Source organism: Azospirillum sp. B4, assembly GCF_000333275.1.
GTDB lineage: Bacteria > Pseudomonadota > Alphaproteobacteria > Azospirillales > Azospirillaceae > Nitrospirillum.
Map to the genome: position 1 here is coordinate 10,001 of NZ_BACU01000126.1, position 13,316 is coordinate 23,316.

A 13,316-nucleotide genomic window follows, 5' to 3' on the forward strand; every position below is an offset into this window, starting at 1 on the left:
CGAAACCAACGAAACGGGCGCGGCAGCACAGGATGCCCTTCACCACCCAGTAGAGCGAACCACCGTCCAGCAGTTCCGCCGTGCGCGTGGGCATGCGGCGGGTATAGGTCGGCACCACCCGGTGGCCGTGCCAATCCATCTGGTTGCGGGTGCGCCAATCGCGCATGTCGGCAAGATCGGGGGCGCCCACGGCGAGGCGCAGCATGTGCAGGGTCATGGTCTCAACAAACCGGATCACGTCAGGGCTTGAGAGACTACGGGCTTACGCCCGGGGGTCAAGGCGCGGCGTCACAGACCCGCGCCGGGCTTCAGGAGCAAAACCTAAGCGCTGGCCGTGGCGTTCATCGACCGGCACTTGGCTTCAAACCCGTCGGAGATGAATTCCGGCCGCTTGAACATGCCTTTCAGCCAGGCGGCCAGAAGGCACAATTCCTCCAGCTTCAGCACCTCGTCCAGGGTGCCCTGGGGGAAGCGGATGGCGAAGCTGTCGGCCACGATGTCCAGCACCTCCTCCACCTGTTCGATGCTGAGGCCGCAGTCGGTCTCCAGCACGGCGGTGCGGGTCAGGATCTTCTCATCGACGCCATAGTCGTCGCGGATCAGCTTCACGATCCAGCGGAACAGATGCATCCAGTTGGTGACGCCCTCGATCGACCGGCTCACGGCTTCCCGCCCCTCAAGTTTCAGGCTCCGCGTCGGAGTGACCCCGGCGGCGCTCGCGCAAAGCGACCACCCCCTGCCCCACACGGCTTTCAGGTCCCACCCCTACCAGAGAAGCGTTAAGACTTTTTTGACGCGGGCACCAGCGATGTTTCCACCATCCTAATGGCCGGGGCATGTACCGCCGCCGGACCTTACCGCTCTGGCGGCCGGCGGCTGCTGGAATAGCTGAAAATGGCGTTGAAACCGAACAGCAACAACAACATGCCGACCACCACCTCCGCCGCCACGATCACGCGGATGAAGCTGCCCACCGGCACGATGTCGCCATAGCCCACGGTCGACAGGGTGACGACGGAAAAATAGAGACTCTCCGCGAATCCGATTTTCTGCGGCGTGCCGGCGATCATGAACTGATGCCCCGGAGCGTAGCGGTCGACCACCGTGTAGAGGGCGGCGAAGATGATCACCAGCAGGGAGTAGAAGGTGAAGAAGGCGAAAGCCGGTTCCGCCAGGCCAGCCACCTGCTCGAAGAACTCCTCGAACAGCAGGCCCATCTCCAGCAACAGCACCACCACGTCGTAGCTGACCAACAGCACGATGAAGGAGATGAAGCCCATGGCGGCGAGGAAGGCGTCGCGCACCACGTTCAGTGGCGTGTCCGGCGCCAACAGGAAGGTGGACGCCCCCACCAGTCCCAGCGGCACCACCCAGCCGAAAGCCCGGCCGAAGCGGCGCAGGTCACGCCGCCCCTGCCCCCCCTGGGGCTGGACGATGGCGCGAATGCCAGCCCGGCGCAGCACCACGCCCGCCAGAAAGGCGGCCAGCGGCAACGTGAAGCCCAGCCCCAGCAAGGCCGGGGACAGCTGGGAGAAATGCGCCTCGACGAAGAACTGGAAGATGATGGCGTAGATGCCGATGAAGTTGGCAAGGCCGATGGTGAAAAAGCGGCCGCCGGGGAACAGCAGATGGCAGGTCCCAACCACCACCACGACGGCGCCCAGCAACGTCACCATCAGGCCGGGGTCGGCCCCCTGGATGGTCAGCGCGATCAGGCTGAGCAATCCCACCGTCAGGATGATGGGCGTCAGCAGGGAGCGCTTGCTGCGCCGGCGGGCTATCGCGTTCGGGCGCATCACCAGCCGCCCCGCGCCAACCAGCCTTCCACCTGCACCAGCCGGTCAGCCCCCCAGAACCCTTCCCCGTCCACGAAGATGAAGGGGGAGCCGAAGACGCCCCGCGCCATGGCCGCATCCGTCGCGGCACGCAGCGCCTCCTTCACCGCCGGCTCCTGCACGCCGGACCGCAGCGCGTCCGCATCGATGCCAATGCCGGCGGCGACATCCGCCACCGCGTCGATTCCGGAAATGTCCCGGCCTTCCTGCCAGTGGGCGCGGTAGAGCGCCTTCGCCAAGGCCCGCGCCAGGCCGGCGTCGCGGGACACCGTCCAGTAATAGGCGCGCGACGGCGCGACCGCGTTGATCGGCATCACCGTGGGCCAAGTCAGGGGCAGGCCATAGTAGCGGGCGGAGCGCACGACATCATAGCGCAGGTAATCCCCCTGCAAAGGCCGGAGCACCGTGGCGCTGACGCCCGTGGTCTTGAACACCGCCCCCAGCAGCATGGGGTGCCAAGCGACGGTGCGGCCGTGACGGGCCGCCAGCTCATCGATGGTCATGGCGGCGAAATAGCCGTAGGGCGAGGCGAAATCGAAATAGAAATCCAGGGGCTGCGCGGGCGTGGTCATCGGGACTGCCTCCCACCTTTTCTTATGGCATTCGGGCGGCCGCACCCCTCGGCACGGCCGCCCGCCAGTATGCCTGTCGGCTGGATGAGATCCAGCCACTGGATGCGCGTTTAGTTCAGGCGTTCGATGGCCACCGCCGTGGCCTCGCCGCCACCGATGCATAAGGACGCGACGCCGCGCGTCAAATCATAGCGCTGCAGGGCCGCCAGCAGGGTCACCATGATGCGGGCGCCCGAGGCGCCGATGGGATGGCCCAAGGCGCAGGCGCCGCCATGGACGTTGACCTTGTCGTGCGGGATGTCGAAGTCCCGCATCGCCGCCATGGGCACCACGGCGAAAGCCTCGTTGATTTCGAACAGGTCGACGTCGCGGGCCGACCAGCCGGTCTTGGCGAACAGGGTCTCGATGGCGCCGATGGGCGCGGTGGTGAACCAGTTGGGCGCGCGGGCGTGGCTGGCGTGGCCGACGATGCGGGCCAACGGCCGCAGGCCGCGCTTCTCAGCCACGCTGGCGCGGGTCAGCACCAATGCCGCCGCGCCATCGCTGATGCTGGCGCTGCTGGCCGCCGTCACCGTGCCGTCCTTGCGGAAGGGTGTCTTCAGGGTCGGGATCTTCTCCGGCTTGCCCTTCAGCGGCTGCTCGTCGCGGGTAATGACGACGTCGCCGCCCTTGCCCTTCACCGTCACGCCCACGGTCTCACCGTCGAACCAGCCGTTCTCCACCGCCGCCTTGGCCCGGCGCAGGCTTTCGATGGCGTAGGCGTCCTGCATGTCGCGGGTGAACTGATAGTGGGCTGCCGTGTCCTCGGCGAACGTGCCCATGGCGCGGCCGCGGTCGTAGGCGTCCTCCAGCCCATCCAGCGCCATGTGGTCGTAGACGGTGGCGTGGCCATAGCGATAGCCACCGCGCGCCCGGTCCAGTAAGTAGGGGGCGTTGGACATGCTTTCCATGCCGCCGGCCAGCGCGATGTCGACACTGCCAGCCACCAGCAGGTCATGGGCGACCATGGCCGCCTTCATGCCGCTGCCGCACATCTTGTTGAGCGTGCTGCACGGCACGGACTGCGGCAAGCCGGCGGCAAGCGCCGCCTGGCGGCCAGGCGCCTGGCCCTGGCCGGCCTGCAGCACGCAGCCCATCACCACCTCGTCGATGGCGTCGGCGCCGAGGCCCGCACGCTCCACCGCGCCCTTCACGGCCGCCGCCCCCAACTGGGCCGCCGGCAAGCCGGACAGGTCGCCCATCATTCCGCCCATGGCGGTGCGGGCGCCGCTGACGATGACAATCGGATCACTGGTCATGGCTGATCTCTCCCGTTTTAGTCTGTGTCGTGCGTTGGGCATCCGCCACCTGGGCACGCCAGGCGCGGCGGACGAAATCCAGGCCCTCCGGCTCGCCCAGCAGGCGGCAGGTCATGGTCTGGGCGAAGGCGATTCCCACCATCTGGAAGGCGAACAGGGTGCAATCGAGATCGGCCCGGAAATGCCCGGCCGCCACCGCCATGCCGGCCCCCTGGCGGATGAAGGCGCGCAGGCGGCGCTGCGCCCCCGCGATCTCATCGCGCAGCGGACCCGGCCGGTCGTCCAACTCCAGGCTGGCCGCCTGGATGGGACAGCCCCCCGGAAAGGGCGGCTTCTGGTTCCAGGTCCACCAGCCCTCGGCGAAGGCCTCCAGCCGCGGCAGGCCCCGGGGCAGATCCAGCACCGGGCGGATGACATGGGTGGTGAAGCAGGCCTGGGCCTCCTCCAGCACCGCCACCTGCAACTGCTCCTTGGAACCGAAATGGGCGAACAGCCCGCTCTTGGACAGGCCGGTACGCTCCGCCAACAGCCCGATGGTCAGGCCTGACAGGCCGTCCGTGCTGGTGAGGCTCAAGGCCTCCCCCAGGATGGCGGCGCGTGTGCGTACACCCTTGCTCATGGGGCGAAAATTAAACGAACGATCGTGCTATTGTCAAGGTGAGGACAAAAAGGCAAAGGGCCCGCCCGGATCACTCCCGGCGGGCCCTGCTCCACGCTTTGGCTATGCGGCGTAGGCTTTGCTTATTCCCCCGCCTCATGCATCTGGGCATCGACCACGGCCAGGGCCGACATGTTGACGATGCCGCGCACGGTGACCGAGGGGGTGAGGATATGGGCCGGCTGGGCGGCGCCCAGCAGCACCGGCCCCACCGGCTGGCCCTCGCCCAGGGTCTTCAGCAGGTTGAAGGAGATGTTGGCGGCGTCGCGGCTGGGCATGATCAGCAGGTTGGCCGTGCCCTTCAGGCGGCTGTTGGGGAAGACCCGGTGGCGGATGTCCTCGGAGATGGCGCTGTCGGCGTGCATCTCACCCTCCACCTCAAGCGTCGGGCACTGCTGCTCGATCTTGGCCAGGGCGGCGCGCATGGTCAGGGCCGAGGCGTCACCATGGCTGCCAAAGTTGGAGTGCGACAGCAGGGCCACCTTGGGCACCACGCCAAAGCGCCGCACCTCTTCAGCCGCCAGCGCCGTCATGGCGGCGATCTGGTCGGCCGTCGGCTCCGGCGTCACATAGGCGTCGGCCAGGAAGAAGGTGCCCTTGGGCAGGATCAGCACCGACAGGGCCGCCGGGATGGTGGTGCCCGGCTTCAGGCCGATGACGTCCAGCACATGCTTCAGGTGCCAGTCATAAAGGCCGACGGTGCCGGCGATCATGGCGTCGGCGTCGCCCTTGCGCAGCATCAGCGAGCCGATGACGGTGGTGTTGGCGCGCACCACCTGGCGGGCACGGTCCGGGCTGACGCCCCGGCGTTCCATCAGGCCATGGTAGCTCTGCCAGTAATCGGCGTAGCGCGGGTCGTTTTGCGGGTCGACCAGGTCGACGTCGCGATCCAGCTGCAGGCGCAGGCCCAGCTTCTCGATGCGGCGGGCCACCACATCGCGGCGGCCGATCAGGATGGGCTTGGCCAGGCCGTCGTCCACCACGAACTGCACGGCGCGCAGCACGCGCTCCTCCTCGCCCTCGCAATAGACCAGGCGCTTGGGCGCCTGCTTGGCGCGGGAGAACACCGGCTTCATCAGCAGGCCGGAGCGGAAGACGAACTGCGACAGCCGCTCGCGGTAGGCGTCAAAGTCGGTGATGGGCCGCGTGGCCACGCCGCTGTCCATGGCGGCCTTGGCCACGGCCGGCGCGATCTCCAGGATCAGGCGCGGGTCGAAGGGCTTGGGGATGATGTTGTCCGGGCCGAAGCCGGTGGACTGGTCCCCGTAGGCGGCGGCCACCACGTCATGCTGCTCCGCCATGGCCAGGTTGGCGATGGCCTTCACTGCGGCGATCTTCATCGCTTCGTTGATCTGGGTGGCGCCCACGTCCAACGCGCCCCGGAAGATGAAGGGGAAGCACAGGACGTTGTTGACCTGGTTGGGATAGTCGGAGCGGCCGGTGGCGATGATGGCGCCGGGCTGCGCCTCACGCGCCTCCTCCGGCATGATCTCGGGCGTGGGGTTGGCCAGCGCCAGGATGACGGGCTGGCCGGCCATCTTGGACACCATGGGCTTGGTCAGCACACGCGGGGCGGAGAGGCCCAGGAAGATGTCGGCGCCATCGATGATGTCGTCCAGGGTGCGGGCATTGGTCTTCTTGGCGTACCGGGCCTTGCGCGGGTCCATCAGTTCGGTGCGGCCGTCATAGACCACGCCCTTGATGTCGCTGACCCAGATGTTGTCCACGGGCATGCCCATGTCGACCAACAGGTCCAGGCAGGCCAGGGCCGCGGCGCCGGCGCCGCTGGCCACCAGCTTGACCTCGTCGATCTTGCGGCCGCGCAGCTTCAGCGCGTTGGTGATGGCGGCGGCGACGATGATGGCGGTGCCGTGCTGGTCGTCATGGAAGACCGGGATCTTCATGCGCTCGCGCAGCTTGCTTTCAACGTAGAAGCATTCCGGCGCCTTGATGTCCTCAAGGTTGATGCCGCCGAACGTCGGCTCCAGCGCCGCGATGATGTCGACAAGCTTGTCGGGATCCTTCTCGTCGATCTCGATATCGAAGACGTCGATGCCGGCGAACTTCTTGAACAGGACGCCCTTGCCCTCCATCACCGGCTTGGCTGCCAGCGGGCCGATGTCGCCCAGGCCCAGCACGGCGGTGCCATTGGTGATGACCGCGACCAGGTTGCCGCGCGAGGTCATCTGGCTGGCCTCGGCCGGATCGGCCACGATGGCCTCGCAGGCGAAGGCCACGCCGGGTGAGTAAGCCAGCGCCAGGTCACGCTGCGTCGCCAGGGGCTTGGTCGGCGTGACGGCGATCTTACCCGGCGTCGGCAGCCGGTGATAGTCAAGGGCGGCTTCGCGGAACTCGTCGGACATGGGGCCGGTCTCTTCTGCGGGGGACTGGAACGGCGAACGGCACCGCGGCCGCCCGCGTTTCCGCCACCGCCGCAACCATTCAGACCTCTTCCTGCTTAGGCCCCAGGGCCCGGCATTGTCCAGAGGCGATGGGGAATAAGGCGCATTCGGCCTGGGCGCACCACGCAGCCATGCGGTCGCTTCCGCTAAAGCCTGTCCGGAAAACGCGAAAGGCCGAACCAGGGCGGTCCGGCCTTTCAGGTGATGGTGCGGTCAAGAAGACTCGAACTTCCACGGGTTGCCCCACAGCGACCTCAACGCTGCGCGTCTACCAATTCCGCCATGACCGCATCATGTCAGAACCTCGTCGGCAAGGGCTTGCCAACGGGTGAACGGGGGAATAGCAAATCGCCGATCCCATAGCAAGCCCCCGTGTGGCTCAAACGGGATCGGGACCACTATATAAAGATGTGGCCTCTTGGACCCCCGCCGCCCACCGCACACGAGGGCGACGGAAAATCGCCTTCACACGACAGGTAAGCGCCGCCCCATGCCCCTGACCACGATCGACGCCGCCCCCCAAGCCGCACCCGAAGGCGCCCCCCTGACCGGGCCGGAGTGGCGCATCAGCGACCAGCCGGTACCCTACCCGGAGGCGGTGGCCGCCATGGAGGAACGGGTGGCCGCCATCCGCGCCGGCACCGCCCCGGAACTGGTGTGGCTGCTGGAGCATCCGCCCCTCTATACCGCCGGCACCAGCGCCAAGACGGAGGACCTGCTGGACCACGGTCGCTTCCCCGTGTTCCAGACGGGACGCGGCGGGCAGTACACCTATCACGGGCCGGGCCAGCGCGTGGCCTATGTCATGCTGGACCTGCTGAAACGCGGGCCCGACATCCATGCCTACGTCACCAACCTGGAGGAATGGATCATCCGCACCCTGGCCCAGTTCAACATCAAGGGGGAGCGGCGCTGCGGCCGGGTCGGCATCTGGGTGGACAAGCAACCCTACGGCGGGCTGGCCGGGCAGGAGGACAAGATCGGCGCCATCGGCGTGCGTGTCCGCCGGGGCGTGACCTTCCACGGCATCTCCCTGAACGTGGATCCGGACCTTAGCCATTTCGGCGGCATCGTCCCCTGTGGCATCACGCAGTATGGCGTCACTTCCATGCATGCCCTGGGACACCTGGCCACCCTGCACGAGGTGGACGCGGTCATGCGCGACTCGTGGAACGGGGTGTTCGAAAGCCCCGATGGCCGCGCCATGGAAGCATGCACCCGCTAACCGGGTATCCGTTAGACACCTGAACGACCGATAGATGTACCCCATTCTTCAGCCAATGCATAATGGGGTATGCGTGACATCGGCTGGGGGCGTCCATGGAAACCGCGATCATATCTGGGCCTGTTGCCACACCCAACCGCCACACCTTTTACATGGCGATGGCCACCGCTTTCATGGCGATCGCGTTTGGCGGCTTCATCCCGACTTATTGGAAGCCAGTGATCGATGGCACCTTTCACAGGCCCGCCATCATCCACATCCATGGCTTCGTCCTGTTTTCCTGGTGCGTATTCTATTTCGCGCAGACCCTGCTGGCGGCGCGCGGGCGCACGCCCGACCACCGCAGTTGGGGCCTGGCCGGAATCGCGCTGTTCAGCGTGATGGTGTGCACCATCCTGGCAGGCCAGGTGGCGATCCTGAACCTGAACGAGCGGCTGGGTTTCGGCGATGAGGCCAGGCGCTTCGCCGCCGTTTCGCTGACGGCGCTGCCGATGCTCATCGCCGTCTTCATCCTGGCCATCACCATGGTCCGCCGTCCGGAGGTGCACAAGCGCCTCATGGTCCTGCTCATGGCCATGCTGATGCAGCCAGCGATCGCGCGCGTGTTCGTCGCGCTGCTGGCACCCGCCGGCGCCGCGGCGGAGGGGCCGCCACCACCAGTCTTCGTGGCCATCCCCCCGGGCCTGGTGGCCGACCTGCTGCTGGTGGTCGCGCTGGTTCACGATTGGCGGACCCGGGGGCGGCCGCACCCGGTCTATGCCTACGGGCTGCCCCTGGTCATCCTGAACCAGTTCATGGTGCTACCGGTCGCCGGCACTGCCGCCTGGATGGGCTTCGCCGGAGCCTTCGCCAAACTGCTGGGATGAAGGCCCCGGCCTCGCCCAATCAGCCCTTGGCCTTCAGCAGGTCGCGGATTTCCTCCAGCAGGGCCTCCTGCCGGGGCGGAGCGGAGACGGCCTTGGTGCGGAAGCGGTTCACCTGCCTCACCAGCAGGAACACGGCTCCCGCCACGATGAAGAATCGAATGACGACATTGATGAAGACGCCATAGTTGATGGTGGCGGCGCCCGCATCCTGCGCCGCCTTCAGGCTGGCGTAATGCTCCCCATTCAGCGCGACGAAGTAGCTGGAGAAGTCGATGCCGCCCATGAGGTAGCCGATGGGGGGCATGATCAGGTCATTAACCAGCGAATTGACGATGCCGGTGAAGGCGGCGCCGACGATGATACCGACCGCCAGGTCGATGACGTTGCCCCGGCTGATGAACGACTTGAATTCTTCCCACATGGCCCTGTCCCCTTCTTCCGCAGGCGCCCCGGTTGGATGGGACGCTTCATGGGTTGACGGGCACAGTATGCAGGCTGGGGCCCTCCGGGGTCACTACCCACAGGATGTAGATGGCTCCGGATGGATATCCCGGCTGGCGGATGTCAAAATGGAAAGGCCGGCTCCGTCACCGGGCCGGCCCTTCCCATACACTCTATGCCTTGCTCTCAGGCCAGGACGTACAGACCGCGCTGGCCTTCCATGGGCTTGAACCGGTCGGTGATCCCCAGGACGGTCTCGGCACCCCCCAGGTACAACACGCCGTCGGGCGGCATCTGCTTGGCGATCGCCTCCAGCACCTTGGTCTTGGTCGGCTGATCGAAGTAGATCAGCACATTGCGGCAGAACACCACGTCGAACTGGCCCAGCGGCGACAGATCGGTCAGCAGGTTGTATTCGCGGAAGGTGGCCATCTGCCGAATCTGCGGCGCCAGTTGCCACTTGTCGCCCACCTGCTTGAAGTACTTCACCAGGTGGGTGATGGGCAGGCCGCGCTGCACCTCGAACTGGGTGTAGATGCCGTTGCGCGACTTCTCCACCATTTCCGAGGACAGGTCGGTGCCCACGATCTCGATACGCCAGCCGTTCAGGCGGATGGAATCCTCCGACAGCATCATGGCCAGGGAATAGGCCTCCTGTCCGCTGGAGCAAGCCGCCGACCAGACGCGGATGGCCTTCTTCGCCGCCCGGCTTTCCAGCAAGGCGGGCAGGACCACCTGCTTGAACTGGTCGAACGGCTTCTGGTCACGGAAGAATGACGACTCGTTGGTCGTCATCGCCTCCGTGATGTCCTTCAGCAGGTTTTCGTCCTTACGGGCGCGAACCGTGGCCGCCAGCTCATCCAGCGTCTTCAGGTTCCACTTGCGGGCCACGGGCATGAGGCGTGATTCCAGCAGATAGGCCTTGTCCTTGGTCAGGACCAAGCCCGAACGCTGCTTCAGCATCGTGCAGAACATGTCGAAGTCTTCGACCTTCATGCCGCCGTCCTCAGTGCGATCTTGCGGATAAACGGACCGATCTCCTTCAAGGGTAGGATGGAACTGCACAAGCCGGCCGTCGCGACCGCCCCCGGCATGCCCCACACCACGCTGCTAGCCTCGTCCTGGCCAACAACCATCCCCCCGGCTTGGACCACGTGGTCGCAGCCACCGCGACCGTCATGCCCCATGCCGGTGAGGATGACCGCCAACACCTTACGCCCATAAATCTTAACAATACTGCGCAACATCGGGTCGACCGCCGGCCGACAGAAATTTTCCGGCGGATCCTTGGTCAGTTGCACCGTGGGCACGCCGTTGCGCGACACAAGCAGGAAATGGTTGTCGCCCGGGGCCACATAGGCGCGGCCACCGACGATGGGCTCCCCGTCCTTGGCCTCCGCGCATTCGATCCCGCACTGGCGGGAGATGTGCTCGGCCAGGATGGTGGTGAAGGTCGCCGGCATGTGCTGGGTGATGACGATGGGCTGCTGTAGCCCCCCGCGGAAATTGGCCATCACCTCGAACAGCGCCTGGGGGCCGCCGGTGGAACTGCCGATGGCGATGATGTCCGGGCGGATGTCCGGCGCCGGCCGCAAGGTCACGGGGCCCGGGTCCAACAGGCGGCTGCGGAACGGCGACGGTGCCGCCGGAGCAGGGGTACCGCCCGGCGCCGGGGCGACACCCGGCGCCGGGGGCGTGATGGGACGCGGCGCTACCGGCCGGCTGGGGGTGGCCTTCGATGGATCGGCACGGCGCGCGGCCTCGGCGAAAGCGCGAACCTTGGCCACCAGTTCCGCCTTGAAGCTTTCAGCACCCGTCAGTTCCCGCGTCGAGGACGGCTTGGTCACATAATCTGACGCGCCGGCGCGCAGCGCTCGCAGGGAAATGTCGGCATTCTTGGCGGTCAGCGTCGAGGCCATGATGACCTTGACGTTGGGGTCGGCGGCGATCAACTGCGGCAGGGCCGTCAGCCCGTCCATCACTGGCATCTCGATGTCCAGGACGATGACGTCCAGGGTCTGACGCTGCAGCGTGTTGATGGCCATCTGGCCGTTGGCCACTGAGGCGACGACGCGGATGTCGTTGTCGCTTTCCAGGGTGCGTGTCAGCAGGCCACGGATGACAGCCGAATCGTCCACGACCATGACCCGGTACGGCTCGGTCGTTGCGGCCGACGGGGACGCGGCCTGGGATCGTCCGGGGATATCGATCATGATCTTATGGTTCCCGGGCGTCAGAGAAGCCCGACCTGCTCGAACTTGGTTTGGATAATCTCACTGTCGAAGGGCTTCATGATGTACTCGTTGGCCCCGGCCGACAGCGCCTCCTGTATGTGGGCCAGATCGTTCTCGGTGGTGCAGAACACCACCTTGGGCGAATGGCCCCCCGACATCTTGCGCAGCCGGCGCAGGAATTCGATGCCGGTCATGACCGGCATGTTCCAGTCCAGCAGGATGGCATCGGGCATGGATACCGCGCACAGATCCATGGCCTGCTTGCCATCCTCGGCCTCTGAGCAGGTGAAGCCCAGCTCTTCCAGGATTTTGCGTGCGACCTTGCGGACGACACGGCTGTCATCGACGACCAGGCAGGACTTCATGCAAAGGACCTCGGTTGCTAAGCGCTCGAAAGCACCGGTGGATGAGCCCAGGCTCAGGCGGCTTCGGTATTAGCGAAATTCAACAACCGCGACACGTCAAGCACAACGAGAAGATTTTCACGAAGACGATAAATACCCGTGGACACTTCGCGCCAACGCGCGTCCATGGTGGCGGGCTGACGCTCGAAGTCATCTGAGGTCAGGCTCAAAACTTCGCCGACGCTGTCGACCATCAGCGAGTAGAGCTCACCCTTATGGTCCACGACGATGCTCATGCCGGGCTTGTCGGCGGCACGGGGCGGCAGGCCCAGGCGCAAGCGCACATCGATGGCGGTGACGATGCGGCCGCGCAGGTTCAGCGATCCGGCGACTTCCGGCGGGGCCAGCGGGATGCGGGTGATGCGCTGGGGTCCCAGCACGTCCTGGACCTGCAGGACCGGGATGCCGAACACCTGGTCGGCGATGGTCATGGTGACGAAGTCTTCGTTCTTGACGACCGCGACTTCAGTGCTGGCGGTGCGCTTGGCGGGCAGGTTCGTACTCATGCGGCACCCTTGGTCTCGGAGATGGTCTGCTGCAGCGTGAAGAGCAGCGCGTCACGGTCGAACTTCGCCACGTAGTCGGTGAAGCCGGCCTGGCGGCCGCGATCGAGGTCGCGTGGGGTGGCGTGGCTGGACAGGGCCACCAGCGGGACGTTCTGCCAGCGGCTGTTGCCGCGGACGGCCTGGGCGAATTCCAGCCCGCTCATGCCCGGCATCTCGATATCGCTGACGATGACATCGAAATCCTCGCCGGATTCGCAGAGGCCCAAGGCCTCATCGGCACTCTGCACCGCCGTGACGTTGTAACCGGACACGGTCAGCAGCGGCGTCAGCAGGTTGCGGAAGAAGGGGCTGTCGTCGACCAGCAGCACCTTGTGCAGGCGCTCATCCTCAAAGCGGTCGGTGGCGTTGCCGAACCAATCGCGGAAAGCCTGGGTCAGGTAGAAGCCGGCGTCGATGACGTCCGTCGCCTTGTCGGCGATGATGGCGCTGCCCATGAAGCCGGCGCGTTCCGTGCCCAGTTCCACCTGCAGGCGATCCTCGACGATATCGATGATCTCGTCCACAACCAAGCCCATGGACCGGTCGCCATCGGCGAACACCAGCACCGGCTGGCGCTTGTCGCGCTGCACCTGCCAGGACGGGTCGATCGGCACCAGCGGCATCAGCTTGCCGCGGTACTGCACCACCGGCTGGCCGTTGGAGGTTTCGACCTGGTTGAGGTCGACGTCTTCCAGGCGGGCCACCAGCGACAGCGGGACCGCCTTGGGTGCGCCGTCACCGGCGCGGAACAGCAGCAGGGCCATGCGGTCGTCCTGAAGGGTGGACTGCTTCCCCTCCGGCGCCGGCGGCGTTGTCGTGCACCCCCCCCGGAAATC

General features: G+C 66.2%; 15 protein-coding genes and 1 tRNA gene (1 of these 16 cut by a window edge). 2 read left to right on the plus strand and 14 right to left on the minus strand.

The genetic code is table 11. The annotated features are described in order from the left end of the window. The 8 genes from I55_RS05950 to I55_RS05985 form a co-directional block, all read right to left on the minus strand. Positions 1-217: the 5' portion of a DUF1489 family protein gene (locus I55_RS05950; RefSeq protein ID WP_044559581.1), read on the minus strand. 215 nt of this gene lie to the left of the window's left edge; only the first 217 of its 432 coding nucleotides appear in the window; its start codon is at positions 215-217; the stop codon falls past the left edge of the window. A 104-nt stretch (positions 218-321) separates the two neighbouring features. Further along, the gene (locus I55_RS05955; RefSeq protein WP_044559582.1) at positions 322-663 is read right to left on the minus strand and encodes a hypothetical protein; all 342 of its coding nucleotides are present in this window, start codon (positions 661-663) and stop codon (positions 322-324) included. Positions 664-854: 191 nt separating this feature from the next. Further along, positions 855-1,796, minus strand: coding sequence for an ion channel (locus I55_RS05960; protein WP_044559583.1), 942 nt, complete (start codon positions 1,794-1,796; stop codon positions 855-857). After that, positions 1,796-2,407 (minus strand): 2-hydroxychromene-2-carboxylate isomerase, encoded by a 612-nt coding sequence (locus I55_RS05965; RefSeq protein WP_044559584.1) that lies wholly within the window; start codon positions 2,405-2,407, stop codon positions 1,796-1,798. Before I55_RS05965 ends, I55_RS05960 begins: the two co-directional genes overlap by 1 nt. Positions 2,408-2,517: 110 nt before the next feature. After that, entirely contained in the window at positions 2,518-3,705 is a 1,188-nt protein-coding gene (locus I55_RS05970; RefSeq protein WP_044559585.1) for an acetyl-CoA C-acyltransferase, read from the minus strand. Beyond that, positions 3,695-4,324, minus strand: a complete 630-nt coding sequence (locus tag I55_RS05975) for a TetR/AcrR family transcriptional regulator (RefSeq protein WP_044559586.1) — start codon at positions 4,322-4,324, stop codon at positions 3,695-3,697. The genes I55_RS05970 and I55_RS05975 overlap by 11 nt, the downstream gene beginning before the upstream one ends. Positions 4,325-4,446: 122 nt before the next feature. Further along, positions 4,447-6,726: an NADP-dependent malic enzyme gene (locus tag I55_RS05980; RefSeq protein WP_044559587.1), complete on the minus strand. Its 2,280-nt coding sequence runs from the start codon at positions 6,724-6,726 to the stop codon at positions 4,447-4,449. A 244-nt stretch (positions 6,727-6,970) separates the two neighbouring features. Continuing rightward, a tRNA-Leu gene (locus I55_RS05985) sits at positions 6,971-7,055 on the minus strand. Positions 7,056-7,255: 200 nt separating this feature from the next. Between I55_RS05985 and lipB the strand changes: the two genes are divergently transcribed. Both lipB and I55_RS05995 read left to right on the plus strand, forming a co-directional pair. Further along, the gene (lipB, locus tag I55_RS05990) at positions 7,256-7,990 is read left to right on the plus strand and encodes a lipoyl(octanoyl) transferase LipB (RefSeq protein WP_083900881.1); all 735 of its coding nucleotides are present in this window, start codon (positions 7,256-7,258) and stop codon (positions 7,988-7,990) included. A gap of 173 nt (positions 7,991-8,163) precedes the next feature. Next, on the plus strand, positions 8,164-8,856 hold the full coding sequence (locus tag I55_RS05995) for a hypothetical protein (RefSeq protein WP_199902476.1): 693 nt from the start codon (positions 8,164-8,166) through the stop codon (positions 8,854-8,856). A gap of 19 nt (positions 8,857-8,875) precedes the next feature. Here I55_RS05995 and mscL read toward each other — a convergent pair whose 3' ends face one another. From mscL to I55_RS06025, 6 genes are all read right to left on the minus strand, one after another. Continuing rightward, entirely contained in the window at positions 8,876-9,277 is a 402-nt protein-coding gene (mscL, locus tag I55_RS06000) for a large conductance mechanosensitive channel protein MscL (protein ID WP_044559589.1), read from the minus strand. 206 nt (positions 9,278-9,483) lie between these two features. Further along, the gene (locus I55_RS06005) at positions 9,484-10,293 is read right to left on the minus strand and encodes a protein-glutamate O-methyltransferase CheR (RefSeq protein ID WP_044559590.1); all 810 of its coding nucleotides are present in this window, start codon (positions 10,291-10,293) and stop codon (positions 9,484-9,486) included. Beyond that, complete coding sequence (locus I55_RS06010) at positions 10,290-11,510, minus strand: chemotaxis response regulator protein-glutamate methylesterase (protein WP_044559591.1); 1,221 nt, start codon at positions 11,508-11,510, stop codon at positions 10,290-10,292. The genes I55_RS06005 and I55_RS06010 overlap by 4 nt, the downstream gene beginning before the upstream one ends. Before the next feature lie 20 nt (positions 11,511-11,530). After that, positions 11,531-11,896: a PleD family two-component system response regulator gene (locus I55_RS06015; protein ID WP_044559592.1), complete on the minus strand. Its 366-nt coding sequence runs from the start codon at positions 11,894-11,896 to the stop codon at positions 11,531-11,533. A gap of 53 nt (positions 11,897-11,949) precedes the next feature. Next, positions 11,950-12,441 carry a chemotaxis protein CheW gene (locus tag I55_RS06020; RefSeq protein ID WP_044559593.1) on the minus strand — a complete coding sequence of 164 codons (492 nt, stop codon included), beginning with the start codon at positions 12,439-12,441 and terminating at the stop codon, positions 11,950-11,952. Beyond that, on the minus strand, positions 12,438-13,316 hold an 879-nt coding region (locus tag I55_RS06025), incomplete at its 5' end, for a response regulator (RefSeq protein WP_148293591.1). The genes I55_RS06020 and I55_RS06025, both read right to left, overlap by 4 nt.